This is a genomic window from Neobacillus niacini (genome assembly GCF_030817595.1).
Lineage (GTDB): Bacteria > Bacillota > Bacilli > Bacillales > Cytobacillaceae > Neobacillus > Neobacillus niacini_G.
On sequence record NZ_JAUSZN010000001.1, the window covers coordinates 2,957,189 to 2,975,754 of the forward strand.

General features: G+C 37.7%; 20 protein-coding genes and 1 other annotated feature. Of the genes, 7 read left to right on the forward strand and 13 right to left on the reverse strand.

Annotated features, from left to right (window positions below; translation table 11 throughout):
- Positions 1-60 precede the first annotated feature (60 nt).
- Together QFZ31_RS14135 and trpS are read left to right on the forward strand one after the other, a co-directional pair.
- Positions 61-249: a hypothetical protein gene (locus QFZ31_RS14135; protein ID WP_307303708.1), complete on the forward strand. Its 189-nt coding sequence runs from the start codon at positions 61-63 to the stop codon at positions 247-249.
- Between the two features lie 59 nt (positions 250-308).
- Positions 309-555: a binding site (T-box leader), on the forward strand.
- 56 nt (positions 556-611) lie between these two features.
- Positions 612-1,601, forward strand: a complete 990-nt coding sequence (gene trpS, locus QFZ31_RS14140) for a tryptophan--tRNA ligase (RefSeq protein WP_373459848.1) — start codon at positions 612-614, stop codon at positions 1,599-1,601.
- Positions 1,602-1,647: 46 nt separating this feature from the next.
- On the opposite strand, the gene QFZ31_RS14145 is transcribed toward trpS, so the two are convergent.
- From QFZ31_RS14145 to QFZ31_RS14160, 4 genes are all read right to left on the reverse strand, one after another.
- Positions 1,648-2,394: a YjbA family protein gene (locus QFZ31_RS14145; RefSeq protein WP_179597705.1), complete on the reverse strand. Its 747-nt coding sequence runs from the start codon at positions 2,392-2,394 to the stop codon at positions 1,648-1,650.
- Between the two features lie 108 nt (positions 2,395-2,502).
- Positions 2,503-3,312, reverse strand: a complete 810-nt coding sequence (locus QFZ31_RS14150; protein ID WP_307303715.1) for a DUF2268 domain-containing protein — start codon at positions 3,310-3,312, stop codon at positions 2,503-2,505.
- A 116-nt stretch (positions 3,313-3,428) separates the two neighbouring features.
- On the reverse strand, positions 3,429-4,670 hold the full coding sequence (gene fabF / locus QFZ31_RS14155; RefSeq protein WP_307303718.1) for a beta-ketoacyl-ACP synthase II: 1,242 nt from the start codon (positions 4,668-4,670) through the stop codon (positions 3,429-3,431).
- A gap of 49 nt (positions 4,671-4,719) precedes the next feature.
- Positions 4,720-5,652: a beta-ketoacyl-ACP synthase III gene (locus QFZ31_RS14160; RefSeq protein ID WP_179597712.1), complete on the reverse strand. Its 933-nt coding sequence runs from the start codon at positions 5,650-5,652 to the stop codon at positions 4,720-4,722.
- Positions 5,653-5,833: 181 nt separating this feature from the next.
- On the opposite strand from QFZ31_RS14160, the gene QFZ31_RS14165 reads away from it, so the two are divergent.
- Positions 5,834-6,061, forward strand: a complete 228-nt coding sequence (locus tag QFZ31_RS14165) for a hypothetical protein (protein WP_307303720.1) — start codon at positions 5,834-5,836, stop codon at positions 6,059-6,061.
- Positions 6,062-6,088: 27 nt separating this feature from the next.
- Here QFZ31_RS14165 and QFZ31_RS14170 read toward each other — a convergent pair whose 3' ends face one another.
- Positions 6,089-6,901: a hypothetical protein gene (locus QFZ31_RS14170; protein WP_307303721.1), complete on the reverse strand. Its 813-nt coding sequence runs from the start codon at positions 6,899-6,901 to the stop codon at positions 6,089-6,091.
- Between the two features lie 84 nt (positions 6,902-6,985).
- Positions 6,986-7,708, reverse strand: a complete 723-nt coding sequence (locus tag QFZ31_RS14175; protein ID WP_307303722.1) for a hydrolase — start codon at positions 7,706-7,708, stop codon at positions 6,986-6,988.
- Positions 7,709-7,973: 265 nt separating this feature from the next.
- Here QFZ31_RS14175 and QFZ31_RS14180 point away from each other — a divergent pair, with 265 nt between their 5' ends.
- The gene (locus tag QFZ31_RS14180; protein WP_307303723.1) at positions 7,974-8,159 is read left to right on the forward strand and encodes a YjzD family protein; all 186 of its coding nucleotides are present in this window, start codon (positions 7,974-7,976) and stop codon (positions 8,157-8,159) included.
- 48 nt (positions 8,160-8,207) lie between these two features.
- On the opposite strand, the gene clpB is transcribed toward QFZ31_RS14180, so the two are convergent.
- Positions 8,208-10,802 carry an ATP-dependent chaperone ClpB gene (gene clpB / locus QFZ31_RS14185; protein ID WP_307303724.1) on the reverse strand — a complete coding sequence of 865 codons (2,595 nt, stop codon included), beginning with the start codon at positions 10,800-10,802 and terminating at the stop codon, positions 8,208-8,210.
- A gap of 106 nt (positions 10,803-10,908) precedes the next feature.
- Complete coding sequence (locus QFZ31_RS14190) at positions 10,909-11,088, reverse strand: YjzC family protein (RefSeq protein WP_179597720.1); 180 nt, start codon at positions 11,086-11,088, stop codon at positions 10,909-10,911.
- A gap of 259 nt (positions 11,089-11,347) precedes the next feature.
- On the opposite strand from QFZ31_RS14190, the gene QFZ31_RS14195 reads away from it, so the two are divergent.
- Positions 11,348-12,040 carry a Crp/Fnr family transcriptional regulator gene (locus QFZ31_RS14195; RefSeq protein WP_307303726.1) on the forward strand — a complete coding sequence of 231 codons (693 nt, stop codon included), beginning with the start codon at positions 11,348-11,350 and terminating at the stop codon, positions 12,038-12,040.
- 133 nt (positions 12,041-12,173) lie between these two features.
- Here the strand turns inward: QFZ31_RS14195 and mobB are convergent, their stop codons facing one another.
- Positions 12,174-12,722: a molybdopterin-guanine dinucleotide biosynthesis protein B gene (gene mobB / locus QFZ31_RS14200; protein WP_307303729.1), complete on the reverse strand. Its 549-nt coding sequence runs from the start codon at positions 12,720-12,722 to the stop codon at positions 12,174-12,176.
- Positions 12,710-13,975 carry a gephyrin-like molybdotransferase Glp gene (gene glp, locus QFZ31_RS14205; protein ID WP_307303731.1) on the reverse strand — a complete coding sequence of 422 codons (1,266 nt, stop codon included), beginning with the start codon at positions 13,973-13,975 and terminating at the stop codon, positions 12,710-12,712. Before glp ends, mobB begins: the two co-directional genes overlap by 13 nt.
- A 215-nt stretch (positions 13,976-14,190) precedes the next feature.
- Between glp and ric the strand changes: the two genes are divergently transcribed.
- Positions 14,191-14,889 (forward strand): iron-sulfur cluster repair di-iron protein, encoded by a 699-nt coding sequence (gene ric / locus QFZ31_RS14210; protein WP_307303733.1) that lies wholly within the window; start codon positions 14,191-14,193, stop codon positions 14,887-14,889.
- Positions 14,890-14,964: 75 nt separating this feature from the next.
- Here the strand turns inward: ric and moaA are convergent, their stop codons facing one another.
- On the reverse strand, positions 14,965-15,981 hold the full coding sequence (moaA, locus tag QFZ31_RS14215; RefSeq protein WP_307303736.1) for a GTP 3',8-cyclase MoaA: 1,017 nt from the start codon (positions 15,979-15,981) through the stop codon (positions 14,965-14,967).
- 244 nt (positions 15,982-16,225) lie between these two features.
- Here moaA and QFZ31_RS14220 point away from each other — a divergent pair, with 244 nt between their 5' ends.
- Positions 16,226-16,924, forward strand: coding sequence for a Crp/Fnr family transcriptional regulator (locus tag QFZ31_RS14220; RefSeq protein WP_307303737.1), 699 nt, complete (start codon positions 16,226-16,228; stop codon positions 16,922-16,924).
- Between the two features lie 39 nt (positions 16,925-16,963).
- On the opposite strand, the gene QFZ31_RS14225 is transcribed toward QFZ31_RS14220, so the two are convergent.
- Together QFZ31_RS14225 and QFZ31_RS14230 are read right to left on the reverse strand one after the other, a co-directional pair.
- Positions 16,964-18,088 (reverse strand): TIGR04053 family radical SAM/SPASM domain-containing protein, encoded by a 1,125-nt coding sequence (locus tag QFZ31_RS14225; RefSeq protein ID WP_307303739.1) that lies wholly within the window; start codon positions 18,086-18,088, stop codon positions 16,964-16,966.
- A gap of 169 nt (positions 18,089-18,257) precedes the next feature.
- Complete coding sequence (locus tag QFZ31_RS14230) at positions 18,258-18,566, reverse strand: metal-sulfur cluster assembly factor (protein WP_307303741.1); 309 nt, start codon at positions 18,564-18,566, stop codon at positions 18,258-18,260.

Consider the following 18,566-nt stretch of genomic DNA (forward strand, 5'->3'; position numbering starts at 1 on the left):
GGGGAAATAAACAATACAAACAGTTGATTATAACTTTTATTTGGATATGGAGGGATTTTCATGGCTGGCTACATAGCTGATTTATCGATGGTTGCGATATTAATTATTGGAATTACTGCATTTATGGGTGTCATGACAAATGGTTTCGGTGAAAAGGTTTTCGGAGGAAAAAAACGCTCAGAATTCGTTGACCAAAGCGCAAGATTCCAAACAGGATGGAAAAGCGTTGGCGGGAAGAAGAAGAAGTAATTCTTCGCTGACTTGATTCCCAATTTACATTTAATTATAATAAGAATAAATAAATTATTAGCTTAGCGATGATAAAGAGTAGTACGTATTTTTAACCGATTCAGAGAGTTTGTGGCTGGTGAGAACAAACACGGAAAAATACCGAATGGACTTTTGAGCTTCTTTCTGAACATCTTAATGAGTAATAGGAAAAGACGTTTTACCTTGCGTTAAAAGGTTACCAGACTATCCATTCTTGATAGCTCTGGACTCGAGTGACTCGTTTTGAGTAATTTAGGGTGGTACCGCGAACCATTCGTCCCTATCGTTTTTGGGGATGAATGGTTTTTTTATTTATATATATATTTAGGAGGATTTCGGTCATGAAAACAATTTTTTCAGGAATTCAGCCAAGTGGCACCATTACACTTGGAAACTATATTGGGGCAATGATGCAATTTGTTGAACTTCAAAATGATTATAATTGCTACTTTTGCATCGTGGACCAACATGCAATAACGGTCCCACAGGATCGGTTAGAGCTAAGAAAAAATATCCGCAGTTTAGCGGCACTTTACCTAGCGGTTGGAATTGATCCTGAGAAAGCAACATTGTTTATCCAGTCGGAAGTTCCGGCACATGCCCAAGCTGGATGGATGATGCAATGTATTTCATATATAGGCGAATTGGAAAGAATGACTCAATTTAAGGATAAGTCAGCTGGTAAGGACGCGGTCTCAGCAAGTTTATTAACCTACCCGCCATTAATGGCCGCAGACATTCTTTTATACAATACCAATCTTGTTCCGGTTGGAGAAGACCAGAAGCAGCATATGGAATTAACGCGTGATTTAGCTGAAAGATTTAATAAAAAATATGGGGAGGTTTTAACCATCCCAGATATCCGCATTCCTGAAGTCGGCGCACGGATAATGTCGTTACAAGAGCCTACAAAGAAAATGAGTAAATCTGATCCAAACAATAAAGCTTTTATTACACCTTTAGATGATCCAAAACAAATTGTTAAGAAAATAAAAAGTGCGGTTACAGATTCTGAGGGGATTGTTAAATTCGACAAAATTAACAAACCAGGAATCTCTAACTTGCTATCCATCTATTCCATTCTTGGTAACAAAACCATTCCTGAGCTTGAAGAAATGTATCATGGCAAAGGATATGGCGACTTCAAAGGCGATTTAGCACAAGTAGTCGTAAATGTCTTTGAGCCGATTCAAGAGAAATATAATAACCTAATGGAATCAACAGAACTAGACAGAATCCTAGACGAAGGCGCAGAAAAAGCAAACCAAGTAGCAAGCAAAACCCTCAAGAAAATGGAAAATGCGATGGGATTAGGCAGAAAAAGACGCTAAAAAAAAAGCTGGTCATGAAAGATTTTTATCTTTCTGACCAGCTTTTTTAATTTACTTTCGGACCGTGCTCCATTTCCCATAGCTTTTCAAAAAATGGCTGACCTTTTATTAAATTCTCACAAAATGTTTCATGCCGTTTAGACCAGCCATATTTCGTTTCCTCAAACAACTGCTCCCAAGCTTTCTCAAAATTCAATTCCTGTATCGCCGAGTATCGCTCTGGACACCATTCCGTGAACCAATAACGCACTTCTGCTTCGTTCTTAGATGTATGTAATTGATCAAGGGCCATAAACAACAACTGTTTTAGCTGACGCTCTTTTCTTGTTAACCCTGTCATTAATTCAGGCTCAGGTGATAAAATATGAAAATCCTTATCCACTGAATTCTGTTGAAAATGATATTTTTTTGCATCGTGATTGGCAATCATTTCGTAGACAAGCTGTTCCTGTCTCGGTATGAGCCTGCTCTTTCTAATGGGTATTGAATATCCAATTGTATCAACTGCTAATATACCAACCCCATCTGTAACCACAAAGCAATACTCAAGCTGCACTCTTTCATGGTTTTTTCTTAAATATGCCTTTTGAAAAATATCATCTAGAAGCTGTTGAGGTAATTCTGAGAGATCGTTCTCAATATAATTAAAGAGAATCGGTTCTACTTTTAACAGAGGAGCTTGGTCTAACAGCTCTACACCGTCATCTTTGCGCCATTCATGAAAGTGGCACACATTATATCCGTTTTCTTCACCTTCAAACCAATTTACCCAAACATCATGAAGATACAACATTGTACAACCCCTCACTTCAAGAAACTGTTTGTCAATCAGTATGGGCAGACATAAGTTAATTTATTCCTTAAGAACCAAATACTCTTTGCCTGGTGAACAAAAAAAAGCCTATGTTTTTCGGCTTTTTTTTGTATAGTTATGTTCAGTTAGTAAAAACTTCTTTGCAGGAAGTGTAAAGGAAAGTTTTGTAGAATAATGATTCTGGCGATAATAATCTTCAACAATTTTAAAGCCAGCAGCATATCCAAGTAATTTTGGAATTCTTCCTGCTCCATACAACAGGTCATCATGTTTCCTTTCACTCTTATTTATGTTTAAGTTCCCTTCTAAAAATTTTCCCCAATAATCATCAAGTTGTGCTCCAGAATACATCGTACACCAATCGGCTAAATAGTTTCTCCCACAATGAACTAAAACAGAGTATTCTGCGAGCCCTTCAATAATAATTGAATCCAGTAATGTATAATCACTAAATCTTTTAGTTTGTTTATTTAACCTGCAAATGTGGTGGTATTCATGTACAAATAGAGCCTCTAACTCTGGTGAAGTTAATTTGTCGGAAAGAAATAAAAACATTTTATCTGGATAGGAAACCCCACCCTTTAATTTATCTTCTTGTCTGAAAAAAAGGCTTCTATTTTGTCCAATTGGAAACAGGTAGATTGGTATATCTGGTCCTCCCCATTTCTTTTTATATTCCTGAAAAATATCTTCCACTTCTTCCCAAACCATGTTTTCCTTCATCGAATTCAAAATTTTCTCGGTCCTCCGAGAGGCTCTGTACATCCCGAAATCAGTCAATTGATTATAGACATTTGAAGGACTTTGCCCATTGAAAACAGGGAGCAGTTTTTCACATATTTTTATTGGCCGGTCAAACTCCTCCTCTAGCCACTTATCCGTTCGAATGATGCCCATTTCCTCACTCCATACCATTCTTTTTTTTACATTTTATGAATGATATGAAAAGTGGTTCGGGGTGGTTGTCCTATAAATACAAAAAAGCCGACCAGGAGTTTTCCTGGTCAAGCTGCTTATTTTTCATATTTTTTGAAGACAATTGTTGCATTGTGGCCGCCAAAGCCTAAAGAATTACTCATTGCTGCTTTAATTTCTTTTTGACGCGCCTTATTTGGTACATAATCTAAATCACATTCTGGGTCTGCCGTTACATAATTAATGGTTGGTGGTAGTATGCTGTCTTTCATCGCAAGTACCGTAAAGATTGCCTCAACACCGCCCGCTGCTCCAAGAAGATGGCCAGTCATTGATTTAGTTGAACTGATTGCCAGCTTGTATGCATGAACCCCAAATACTTCTTTCACTGCTAGCGTCTCAAATTTATCATTATACTCTGTACTAGTTCCATGAGCATTAATATAATCAATTTCTTCAATATTTAGTCCCGCGTCGTTAATGGCCATATTCATCGCGCGCGCTCCGCCTTCACCACCAGGTGCTGGTGCTGTTATATGATACGCATCACCGGTTGCACCATAGCCAACAATCTCCGCATATATTTTCGCACCGCGTGCTAATGCGTGCTCTAATTCTTCGAGAACAATAATACCCGCACCCTCACCGATAACGAAGCCATCACGATTTTTATCAAATGGTCTGCTAGCACTCGCAGGATCTGGATTTGTCGATAGAGCTGTATTCGCACAGAAGCCAGCAACCGACATTTTTGTAATGGGTGCTTCTGCTCCACCTGTAATCATCGCGTCAGCATCACCACGCTGAATGACTTTGAAGGCGTCTCCTATTGAGTTCGTTCCTGTTGCACATGCTGTTACGGTACAAGAATTAAATCCTTTTGCACCTAGTCTAATCGAGACTTGACCAGTTGCCATATCAGGAATCAGCATTGGTACAAAGAATGGACTTACTCTCTTGTAACCTCTTTTTTGAAAGATTTCATATTGTTCTTCAAAAGTTTCCATTCCGCCAATACCGGAACCAATCCAGACCCCAATACGATCTGCATTTTCATCTGTAATTGTTAACTTTGCATCTTCAACAGCCATTAATGCTGAAGCGACCGCATACTGAGTGAAACGGTCCATCTTTCTTGCATCTTTTCTATCCATAAAGGATTCAGGATTAAAGTCATTAATCTGTGCGGCAACTTTTGCAGGATACTCTTCCGCATTCACTCGTGTTAAAGGACCGATCCCAGATTTCCCTTCAATAATCCCTTTCCATGTTGTTTCAACATCTAATCCAAGCGGGGTAACCGCTCCTAAACCTGTAACCACAACCCTGCGCTTATCCATATAAGACATCTCCTTTAATACACTTCATTGTATATTTAACTAATTCCCTTTATTTACCCCATCTAATCGCAATGGCGCCCCACGTTAATCCGCCGCCAAAACCTACCATAACAATAAGATCATCGTCTTTTATTTTTCCAGCCTCTATCTCCTCAACAATTGAAATCGGTATAGATGCCGCTGAAGTGTTTCCGTATTTATGAACGGTCTTTGACATTTTTTCTACCGGAAGCTCAAGCCTTTGTCTAGAAGCCTCCATAATACGGATATTCGCTTGATGAGGTATTAGGAAATCTACATCCTCTTTTGTGAGCCCAGCCTTTTCGAGTACATTAATACAGCTTTCACCCATCTGGCGCACTGCAAATTTAAAGACTTCCCGTCCATTCATGATAATATACTCATCTTGATATAAATGCTTAGCACCAGTGCCATCTGCACCCAATTCAAACGAAAGAATTCCTCTACCTTCAGAAACCTCTCCAACGATAACGGCACCAGCACCATCTCCAAAAAGTACTGCCGTGTTTCGGTCATTCCAGTCGGTTATCTTTGAAAGTTTTTCAACCCCAACTACTAGAACATGCTTATAAGCTCCTGATTCAACAAACTGCTTTCCGGTAATAATACCGTACATAAAACCTGCACAGGCTGCACTAACGTCCATTGCCGCAGCTTTTTTCGCACCTAACCGTTCTTGAAGCATGCATGCAACAGAGGGAAATGGCTGATCTGGCGTTACAGTGGCAACCAAAATTAAATCGATATCCTCAGGTGTGATTCCCGCATCTTGTATAGCTTTTTGAGCAGCAGCAAACCCCATATCAGAAGTGTTAGTGTTATCATCTGCGATACGGCGTTCTTCAATGCCTGTTCTTGTTCGAATCCATTCATCTGATGTATCCATTATTTTTTCTAAGTCTGCATTCGTAACAATCTTTTCTGGCAAATACCTTCCAATACCAACAATTCCAGCGTTCAAGGAATCATCCCCTTATATAAATAAAATTTATTATCAATTATTATGACTTGGTACTAATTTTATCAAACAAAAGTATAATTAAGCAACATTTAAATCAACGATCCCCCGCTTATGTCCATACCATTTGTTCATAAACTTCATAATCTAAAGAAGAATCATACTATAAGGAAGGGGCAGAAAGATGGGAAAAGAAAGACATCAGGATGATCGCTTTTCAAGAATGATGTTTGGCGAAAGAAGAGAGAGCATAGAGAGCAAACATCATAATCAAACACAGTTCAATCCATCTTCACTTGATATTGAATCAATATTAGACAACATAAACAAATTAAGGGATTCCACCCAGAGTCTAAAACCATTACTTCAAATGGTTTATCCCTTTGTAGAAGGTTTTATAAAGAAAAAATAAGCTGCCATCTTGGCAGCTTTTTTACTATTATTCACTATATAATCGATTCGCATGTTCTACTTGCTTAGTCAAACCAACAGATATTGGTACAGTGCTATTAACGATGATCTTAGTTAAACCCTCTTCTCTTATTTGTAAAATGCGGTTTGATTCTTGTTCGTTTATCCCAAGGAATGCTGCACATTTCTCCCATTGATTGCTCTTCCCGCTATGGAGCAGGTATCTTCCTGGCTGTTGGTTTTCGATAATTTCTAGTATTAATTGGGCAGTATCCTGAACAAACATGGCGTCGCCAGTCTCCTCCCGTAGTCCCTTAAATGGTTTTCCTCTATTCATTTCATTTAAAATAAAAGATTGAAACATAAAGGTATCAGGCTGCCAGGGTCCATAATTTGTTGGTAAATAGAGTAAATGAATATTTTTATTCTGAGCATGTGTCCTTTTTATGAAATCTTCAATAATTACTTCAGGCTTTGAATCAATTATCTCATTTAACAATTGGCTTGGTACTAAAATGACCATTTTTTCCCACTGGTTCTTTCTTATTAAATTGAATAACATATCTTCGTTTAGCAGGTATTCTTCCTTATATCGCATATAAAGGTCGTAAACAGAAAGTACAATCGTCTCGTTTTTGTTTTTATCTTTAGCAATATCCTCAAATGAAACCTCGGTAAAGTTAGCGTTTCGACCAATCTCTAATCGTTTTTCTATGACCATATCCTTATCTTCTTCTGATTCGATTTGTACTCCCCTGACCTCAATCCCTCTATCAAGTAATGCTTTGCATACATGAAAATTCACAAAGTCAAATACTCCAACCATTACGACCTTGTCCATTACTAATCCTTCCTCCCCAAGCTTCATTAGTGAATCCTATGCGGTATATGGGTGAATTATATCTATCTTCAGGGAGGCTGGTGTTTATAGAACCTTTTCAAACTGATTAAAAAACTTCTCCATCATATTTCCGAGCTGTTGCTTTTTTTCCGGTACAATATATGTTGGGCTAATATCCGTATGCGCCAGTAACTTTTGCAGCTGTTTTGATTGATTATAAGATTTGCCACTGGACATGACATGGATAATTTTTATTGGAATATCCGTATCGAATTTAATTTCATCGTCCATACCTTGAAGTTCTTGCTCAAGAGTGACTTGGTCCAACTCATGGGCGGCTGTTATTTCTCTGATTAGCTTTTTATAGAAAAACTTGTGTTCTTTTTCAAGTTCGATATGTTTTTTTAAAGAAAGAATGGGATTTAATAATACGACTGACCTTAATTGCCCCTGCATTTTCTCCATTAATCGAACAGCCACAAGAGCACCCATGCCCTCAGCTATCAGATGAATTTTACTATTAAGGATTTCACTTCTTATTACCTGCTGATATAGCCTTTGTGCAAGCTCAACAGCATGTTCACTTCCCCAGTTTCGCCCATACAAATTTGAGGAAAAAATAGTATATCCTGATTCTTTCAACTGGTTGATAATGGACAGTTTACCTTCATTCTGAGTCCAAAAGCATTTGCTTTCATCAACAAAATGCCTTTCATCTCCAATTATTAATATTCCAAAACCTGTGGGCTTTTCAGGGTAATGGATGATATTCCACTGGGTATCCATCTGAAAATTCCGGTTCTCCATCGCTAAATCTCCTTTTACATATTTCCTCAAAATATTGTATGTGATTTCACATGAGATGAAAGGGATATAGCCTATTCGGACAATCATACACAAGTGTTTTTATTGTTAAACTTGGATCATTACCACTCCGATAAGGTTCAATTCGCCTCTTTCTTTAACGAAGCTTAATGTAGAGGGGGCTAGTGTTTTGAATTTTTGCTTTTATTATTTCAATAGCATATGGTAATATTATTAGAGATGATAAATAGGGTAGAGGTGAAAGATAGTGCGATACTTTTGGACTTTTTTTTGGGTGTTTGTTTTAGTGCAAATGCTTTCATATGTAGTTAGTTCAATGACAGAAGGCGGAGTTTTCAACTTCCAGTCAGGTGCCATAGTTTCTGTGGGCGTTTTCGTTTTGATTGTTATTGCAACGGCAGTACTTCCTAATGATCCTGTTGAAAAACACTAAATAATGTGAAGAAAGGTCATCCATTAACCGGATGACCTTTTTGATTTCCTACTGTATAGATATGATTAATTCCCCATTATCAGTTGTAACACTGACGACAGAGTGGTCGTGAACATTACCTGCAATAATAGCCCTTGCAAGTTTTGTTTCGATATTACGTTGGATAAACCGTTTTAGTGGTCGTGCACCATAAATAGGGTCAAAGCCATTTACTGCGATGAACTCCTTTGCACTGTCCGTAATCGTTACCTCAATATCCTGTTCCTTCAGCCTGCTTTGAAGTTCTTTCATCATTTTTACAACAATATCTTTAATTTCTGTTAACGATAAAGGTTTAAACAGGATGGTTTCATCGATTCGATTTAAAAATTCAGGTCGGAAATGACTCTTTAGTTGTCCTAGAACCTTTTCCCTTGTTGTTTCAGAAATTTCAATTTCATTTTCATTTCGTTCCAATAAGAAATGAGAGCCAATATTGGAGGTCATAATAATGACTGTATTTTTAAAGTCCACTATTCGCCCTTGTGAATCGGTAATCCTGCCGTCATCAAGTGCCTGCAGGAGAATATTAAAAACCTCTGGATGGGCTTTTTCAATTTCATCCATCAAGATAACAGAATACGGTCTTCTTCTCACTGCTTCTGTTAGCTGCCCGCCTTCTTCATAGCCCACATACCCTGGAGGTGCACCAATTAACCGTGAAACAGCATGTTTCTCCATATATTCCGACATATCGATTCGAATCATTTGCTCTTCACTATCAAACAAAGCCTCTGCAAGTGCTTTAGCCAGTTCAGTCTTACCTACACCTGTTGGTCCTAAAAATAGGAATGACCCTATCGGTCTGTTTGGATCCTTGATCCCGGCACGTGCCCGTAATACCGCATCAGCAACTAATTGTACGGCTTCATTTTGCCCGATAACGCGTTCATGCAAGAGTGCTTCTAATCTCAGGAGTTTCTCTCTTTCACCTTCAACCAGCTTAGATAGTGGAATACCTGTCCACCTAGAGACAATATTTGATATCTCTTCTCCGGTAACTTCCTCTCGAAGTAACCGTTCATTTTTCGCTGTTTGTGTTTCAAGCTCCTTTAATTCCTTTTCCGCCAATGGAATCTGACCATGGCGCAGCTCTGCAGCACGGTTTAGATCATATTTATCCTCGGCCTGCTGTAATTCCCTTCGAAGTTTCTCAAGCTGTTCCCTTCTGTCCTGCAATTTTTGTATTCCTTGTTTTTCATGAAGCCACTGGGCTTTCATGCTGTTTGCTTGATCTTTTAATTCAGCGAGCTCCTTTAACAAGGATTCAAGCCTTTTTTTACTCGCCTCATCCTGTTCCTTTCTCAAGGCCGCTTCTTCTATTTCCAACTGCATAACTCTGCGGGTTACCTCATCCAGTTCTGTTGGCATTGAATCAATTTCAGTTCGGATTAGGGCGCATGCTTCATCCACTAAATCAATTGCTTTGTCTGGGAGGAAGCGATCGGTAATATACCGATCAGATAAAGTTGCTGCTGCCACGAGTGCATGGTCATGAATTTTTACTCCATGGTGAACCTCAAATCTTTCTTTTAAACCACGCAAAATAGAAATGGTGTCCTCGACATTAGGCTCTTGAACAAGTACTTGCTGAAATCTGCGCTCGAGCGCAGGATCTTTTTCAATATATTTACGATGTTCATCAAGGGTGGTGGCACCAATACAATGAAGCTCTCCTCGAGCAAGCATTGGTTTTAACATATTCCCTGCATCCATAGCCCCATCGGTTTTTCCTGCCCCAACAATGGTGTGAAGTTCATCTATAAATAACAGAATCCGTCCTTCACTTTTTTTCACTTCATTCAATACTGCTTTTAATCTTTCTTCGAATTCACCTCTGAACTTCGCCCCTGCAATCAATGCACTCATATCTAACGAGAAAATCGTTTTATCTTTTAACCCCTCTGGAACATCCTTCCTAACAATCCGCTGGGCCAGCCCTTCCACTATCGCAGTTTTTCCAACACCAGGTTCACCAATTAATACAGGATTATTTTTAGTCTTTCTAGAAAGAATTCTGATGACATGACGAATCTCTGCGTCCCTTCCAATGACAGGGTCTAGTTTACCTGCTTTCACTTCGGCTACGAGGTCTCTTCCATATTTATTAAGGGCATCGTAAACAGCTTCTGGATTTTGTGATGTCACTCTTTGGTTCCCCCTTATTTCCTTAATTGCGGCCAAAATATTCTCTGGAGTTTTACCATTTGCTTTTACTATTTTCTGCATTTCGGAATCTTTTGCATAGCAAGCAGCTAATAAAATATGTTCAATTGATACAAAGTCATCAGAAAATTTGGAAGCAAAATCCTCAGCACTAACAAAAAGTTGTTGGAGCTTGGTAGTAATATATAACCTCCCATGCTCTGCACCGCTTCCAGTAACTTGTGGTTTTTTATTAAGGACAGTCAGCAATGCTCTTTCAATGCTTTCCGTTCGGATATCTGTTTTCTCCAATATAGCTTTTAATAAACTATCCTCTTGACGAAGTAATGTTAAGAATAAATGGGGCTCATCTACCTCTTGATGATTACCTCTTACCGCTAAAGATTGAGCATCTAAGATACCCTTTTGCAATCGCTCTGTCATTCGATTTAAATCCATCTCAATCACACCTTTGACCATTTTTGACCTATTTGATTTTATTATATACGAATATGTAAAGAAATATAAAATAAAAGCCATCCTCGGGGATGACTTTTTCGAATAATTAAGGTTTATGCTGGTAAGTCCAAACGCGTTCATCATTTGACGTTTCAGGAAACCTGTCTCCTGCTTTAAGCTTTATCTTCTTTGGATTATTGACATTTGACTCTGTATCACCGATTTCTACATATACACCATTATTTGGTGCTTTTTGTCCAGACTTAAAATGACGACTTTGGCCCATATTCTTCTGTCCCTCCTTTTCCTGTACAATCTTATTATCACCATTTAATCTAGGGGCATTAAAGGAATTATTATGAAATAACAACAACCTTTCATGAGATTATATTTTGACGATTGTATGAATTTATGCCACAATTATTGATATATAAGCGTTGTTAACAATATAATTATAGTAATATCTAGTAAATGAACCCTTGACTGTCATTTATTTAGGAAAGCAAATTAGCGATTTATTTCGCCCCTTTAAGGTGGTTAATCTTATGCAGTCAATAAAAGAAATACCTGTAAAGTTAACACAACTGTTTGATACGGTTCACCATATGAAGAAAATTGAAAAAGGCACTTTTCTGTTTCAGGAAGGTTCTGCCTCGAATGAATTATATATTGTCCAAAGTGGAATCATTCAAATTAGCAAAATTATTCCAGATGGTCGGGAACTAACACTAAGAATGTGTTCGAAAGGAGACTTTATTGGGGAACTTGATTTGTTTGCTCCTGCACCTAGATATTTATTAAGTGCCCGCGTTGTTGAAAGCGGCGAAGTAGCAGTTATTATGAAGGATGTGCTAGAGGAGAAGCTTGCTAAGAACCATGAACTGTCACTTGAATTCATGAAATGGATGAGCCAGCAATATCGGAAAACCCAAACCAAATTTCGAGACTTGGTTCTTCATGGCAAAAAAGGTGCATTATATTCTACTCTCATTCGAATTACTAACAGTTACGGTATAAAAACAACCCAAGGCATACTTATTGAATTACCGTTAACAAATCAAGAACTAGCTAATTTTTGCGGCACATCACGTGAGGTAGTTAACCGATTGCTAAGTGATTTGAGAAAAGCAGGTATAATTTCCATTGATAAAGGCTCTATTACGATTCATGACCTAGATTATTTAAAAAATGAGATTGATTGTGAGGACTGTTCTCCAGAAATCTGTAAAATAGACTAAAAAAAATCGGTCGCTTTTGACCGATTTTTTTAATACCTCTATCCTATATTAACAAACATATAATCCCCAATTTGTATTTTAGCGCAAATATGTATCGTCGACTGTGATAAAAGTAACGTTTTTGACAAATTTATTAATTTTTTTCTTCAATATTATGAACAAGTTTTATCAAATCTTTTGATATCTTCATCAGGGCCATTTCGTCCATTATATGAAACACTGGGACCTCCAACTTTTCCCTAATTGAATTTATCATATCTTTATGCCAAACAAACACGGTCTTAATGTTACATACATCTGAAATGAGAGAAAGATCGTTTTCATTCCTGAGAATGAGTAATTTGGGATAAGCTTTCATTTTATGACCCTCAATTAAGATAATATCCGGCCGAAAATAATCCACAAATCTAATTTGTTCTTCAAGTGTTAAAGCAGTTTCATCAGCTTGCAGGCATAACCTGCCCTCTCCTTCAACTAATGAAGCAACTGCTCCTGCTTTTATGTGCTTAGCTGAATCCTTTTCGGAGAGAACCTCTGGTCGGCCTCCGTGTCCATGGTGCTTGATGGTAGCACTCTTAATACCTTCATTTTTTAAGATTGCAATCATTTTCAAAATGATTGTGGTTTTACCGCTATTTTGGTAACCTACGATTTGATAAATAATTGGCTTTACCAAGGCCATACACTTCCTGCTTGGTCTTCAAGCAATAAAATTTCAACCTCATCACCTGCTTTAAAGCTCCTTGTGCCTCCTGGAAGAATCATCAGGGAATTAGCTCCAGAAAGACTCATAATAATATTTGATTTGTCTAAACCGCTGGGTGTTACACTTAATTTTCCTTCTTTTATCGAAAAAGCGCTGCGGACAAATCTTGTAAATGGGTTAGCTTTTGGAAAATCAACCTCAAGGATAGCTTTTTCCTTTCGTAGGTGTGGTGTTGTGGAAAACAGCATTTTGCGAATAATCGGCCTAGCAAACAACTCAAATCCAACATAGCATGCTGATGGATTACCCGATAACCCAAATAACAATTTTCCTTGGAGTTGAGCTATTGTCGTAACACTTCCTGGTCGCATGGCAACTTTATTAAATAAAACCTCTGCTCCTAGCTTTTCATATATAGCAGGCAAATAATCGAAATCACCCACTGAAACGCCGCCCGTTGTAATGAGTATATCCACTTTTTCTAAAGCCGTTTTGACTGCAGTAAAACATGTTTCAAAAACATCAGGAAGCTTACCATAATATTGTACAATGGCTCCTGTTCTCTGTATTTGTGCCGCAATCATATGTGAATTACTATTTCTGATTTTACCAGGGACTAATTCTTCATCTACTTCCAGCAATTCAGTTCCAGTGGCAAACAACCCAATAATTGGTTTTTTAGCAACAGGAACCGAGTTGTAGCCAAAAGTAGCCAGCATCGCTTGAACCCCTGGATTGATCAATGTTCCCTTTTTCACTAGGACTTCACCCTTCTTGGCGTCTTCGCCTCGATAGGAAACATTGTCACCCTTTTTAAAGCTTCTTTTTATTGACATATAAGGCATCCCATTTTTCTCATACGCTTTTGCCACTTCAAACATAACCACTGCGTCTGTTCCCTCAGGCATCATGGCACCTGTCATAATACGAACTGCTTCGTATTCTTTAATCATCTTTAAAGATGTCATTCCCGCGCCAAGATGGTCAACCACTTTAAATTCTACTGGGTTATTTAAGGAAGCTTCATTAGTATCTATAGACCTTACAGCGAATCCATCATAAGGTGCGCGATCAAAATGAGGGACATCGCTCGTAGCCATTAAGTCTTCTGATAAAAATCGGCCATAACTTTCATCGATTGATACATACTCGGTTTTGCCATCTAACTGGTATTCCATTATTTTTTTAACTGCATCCCCAATCGGGATCGGTTTTCTTCTCTCTAACAATTTCATCAACTCCTGCAGGAACATATCAAATTAAATACAAATCGTTTATTCATATACATTATAAGCCTAACGAATAGGCACAAATATAGCAAACATCACAATATAAGACAAAAAAAATAATAAAATCATAGCCATTGTGTGATGCAGGTCACCCACTTTTTTCGGGTAATGCATTATTCTTAAGCTAGCAAATAACAAAACATTAGGAGGAAATTATGATTACTTTCCCTTTTTCTACAAATACATTGGTTAGAGATATCGTAAATGAACTACCAAAAACGAGTGATGTGTTCAAGAAATTTAGAATCGACTTTTGCTGCGGAGGCAATATTCCACTATCCGAAGCTATTGCCGCAAATGAAATAAATGAAGAAGCCATAATGGAGGAACTTAGAGTAGTATTTGAAAAAAATAGTTCAGCTGAAACAGATTTAGAAGTTTGGACTAAATCAGATTCAACTACGATTATTGATCATGTTATCAACCATTATCATCGTACTTCTGAAGAAGAATTATCACTGCTAAGCCCATATGTTACCAAGGTTTCCAGTGTACACGGTGACAGTCATCCAGAGCTTTTAAAGGTTCATGAATTATTTTATGAATTCAAAAAAGAACTAATGGAGCATATGGCTAAAGAGGAAGCCGTTGTCTTTCCATTAATTAAACAACTTGCTGATGGAACAGTCGAAAATCGTGAAGAAGCGATTAACATGATTGTTGAGCTAGAAAAAGAACATGATCATGCAGGTGAAATCTTAAGACAGATTCGGTCCGTCACTTCTGATTACACGCTGCCTTTAGACGCTTGTGGAACCTACCGTTTAGTATATAAGCGGCTAGAAGATCTAGAAGGATTAACTTTTATGCATGTACATTTAGAAAATAATATCTTATTCCCTAGGTATTTTTAATAAGGATATGTTGAAGAGGCTGTATATTTAACAGCCTTTTTTCTATAAAAAAACCCCTCTTATGGTAGGAGAGGTCTAACCGCCGATATAGGACATTTCAATTTTCTTGCGAGTCCTTGCTGTCTCTTCTGTTCTTTCATCTGAATATCTATCATTTCTTCCATTCCAAATATCTGTTATTCGGTTTCGCAGCTCTTCATCTGTTGCGCCGTTCCTCATAAAGTTACGGATATCATGACCATTTCCATTAAACAAGCAAGTGAAAATTTGTCCATTAGCAGAAAGTCGCGAGCGCGTGCAGCTGCTGCAGAAAGATTCTGAAACAGAGGAAATAAAGCCAACATTTACGTCAGTGTTGGTATAATTATATAATTTTGCTACTTCTCCAAAATAGGCTGGGTCAAGAGACTCTAATTGATAGTGCTCTTTAAGCATGTTGTAAATTTGTTTTTTGGTAATCACATCATCCATTTTCCAGCCATTAGATGAACCTACATCCATATACTCAATAAAACGGAGCTCTAGTCCATTTTTTAAGCAAAAATCTGCCATTGGGATGATTTCTGAATCATTGAGACCTTTTTTTACAACCATATTAATTTTGACTCTAAGACCAGCTGTCTTGGCCGCTTCAATCCCATCTAGCACCGGCTTAGTGCCGACTCCTCGTCCGTTTATGGTCCCGAACAGCAAATCGTCTAAAGTATCGAGGCTTATGTTCACTCTTTTTAGACCAGCCTCTTTTAATTTATCAGCTAGTTTAGGAAGAAGGACTCCATTTGTCGTTAGTGCTATGTCTTTTAAGCCATCAATTTCTGAAAGCTTTTTCACCAAAATTGGAAGGTCCCTGCGGAGAAGTGGTTCCCCACCCGTAAGACGAATTTTCTCCACACCAACACTTACAAAAGCTTTTGCTACTCTTTCAATTTCCTCATATGTCAGCAGCGCACTTTTCGGCAGAAATTCAAAATCATCACCAAATTGGTCTGCAGGCATGCAATATTGACAACGGAAATTACAACGATCGATTACGGAGATTCTTAAATCACGTAATGGGCGATCGAATTTATCTTTAATAATGGTCTTTTCCATTTATATCAACTCCATTATTTTAAAAGCAAATAATATAATGCAAGTGTACCAACTATTAATAAAAAATACTGTTACTTTATTCACTATCATAACATTTCTTTTACGATTTTTTAATCTGTTTCGTGAAATTAGAAGAGTTTTCACTATATTGTCATTGTTTACTCAGCGCGAAGGGGAAATTGTCAGTTAAAATAAGACTAACGAAATTAGAAGATGAGTCTAAAATGACTTTGAGGTGAAATACATGTTATCTAAAGTGAAACCAACTCATTCATTAGAAATAAAAGAACTACTTAAATTTGCTGATCGAAAAATTAAAAGTGAAAGAGGTACCTATTTATTTCAAGAAGGAATGATTGCAGAAGAACTTTATATTATTGTTTCAGGTAGAGTACAAATCAGTAAAATTACTTCGGATGGACGTGAACTTTCCTTACGAATATGTGGAGAAAATGATATTTGTGGAGAATTAACCCTTTTTACCGACAATCCGAGATATTTATTAAGTGCTAAAGTATTGGAGGAAGGAGAAATCGTTGCCATTAAAAAAGATGTGATCGAAAGTGAAATTTTTCAAAATAGCAAGCTTGCTTTCGAGTTTATGAAATGGATGAGTGACCATTTCCGTAAAACTCAGACGAAATTTCGTGATCTTGTCTTGAATGGGAAGCGAGGAGCACTTTTTTCCACTCTCATTCGCATGTCTAATAGCTATGGTATTCATAAAGAAAATGAAATATTAATCGATTTACCATTAACCAATCAGGAACTAGCAAACTTTTGCGGAACTTCGAGAGAAAGCACGAATCGTATCCTAAGTGAATTGAAGAAAGATAAGATCATCAATATTAAAAAAGGGAAAATCTCCATTCTAGATTTGCAATACTTAAAAGATGAAATTGGCTGTGAAAATTGCCCGGCCGTATATTGTAATATTGAATAGTGATAATAGAAGCAATCGAATCCGATTGCTTCCATTTTTTTATTTTACTTGTTTTTCACGCATTGCCTTTGGAATATACACACAGAACGGTTCACTTCCCAAATAATCCCCAGTCATCGCATAGGCTCTAGATCTTGAGCCGCCGCATACATGACGGAATTCACATACCCCGCATTTCCCTTTATAAAGATCTGGATTTCTTAGTGATTGGAATATTGGTGATTCACGATAAATTTCAGCTAACGGTGTTTCACGGACATTTCCTGCTTTAACTGGTAATAATCCGCTTGGATACACATCTCCAATATGTGAGATAAAGACAAAGCCATTTCCATCATTAACACCTTTTGGTGCTCGTCCAAGTCCGTCAATCGAGCCTGTTAAGCCTTGTTCTGTTAAAGCACTTAAATAATTTATTTCATCTGTTTGTTCTTTTGCCTCACGCATCTTTTGCTGAATAACAACGCGGCGATAATGCTGAGCTGCAGTTGTCTTTATATCAAAGGAAACACGTTTACTAAGGTCATATAGCCATCTAAATACTTTCTCGTGCTCTACAGGTGAAATCATATCTGATTCTTGACCTCTGCCAGTTGGGACAAGGAAAAAGACACTCCAAAGGACACAGCCTAAATCCTCAACCATTTTTGCCATTTCATCCAGGTACTCAATGTTATATCTTGATATTACGGTATTAATTTGAATTGGAATTTCGAGTTCATGTAAGTATTTAATTCTTTCCATTGTAAGATAAAAGGATCCCGCTGTTCCGCGGAAATGGTCATGAACCTCAGCCCTTGGTCCATCAATACTAAATGCCCATCGAGAAAGACCAACTTCCTTCGCCTTTTCAATTGCCTCTTTTGTAACATTAGGTGTCGCACTTGGAGTCATGGAAACTCTAACGCCTTTTTCTACTGCATATTTTGCAATATCAAAAACATCTTGTCTCATTAATGGGTCTCCGCCTGTAAAAACAAGCATTGGATTATTCATTTCGTATATTTGATCGATTAGATTCTTACCTTCTTCAAATGTTAGTTCACGCGGGTCTCTTCTTAATTGAGCTTCTGCACGACAGTGTAAACAAGCTAATTGACATGCACGTGTGAGTTCCCATATAACGATAAATGGATCTTTATTAAAATCTCGGCCAAAAGCCATATGAAACGCCTCCTAAAACGGCCATTTCAAAAACCAAACAGCCTTATTACCTGTATTATATAGGGGATTCCACTATGGATAAGTGAACTACCTCACATTCCGCCCATAAATATATGTCCACATTGTGAAGTAAAAAAACAGCAGAAGATCTCTGCTGTTTTTTTAATCTTTATCGAATTCCTAATGCGATTTTTGCATATCGTGACATCATTTCCTTGTTCCATGGCGGGTTAAACACGATATTAACCTCGACATCTTTTATTTCAGGGATATCTGCTAATGCTCTCTTGACCTGGTCAACAATGGTTCCAGCAAGCGGGCAGCCCATGGAAGTTAATGTCATCGTGATCGTTACATTACCTTCATCATCCATTTCCGTATCATAAACTAAACCTAAATTAACAATATCTACACCTAACTCAGGGTCTATAACAAGCTCTAAAGCACCCATAATATTTTCCTTTAACTCTTCATTCAT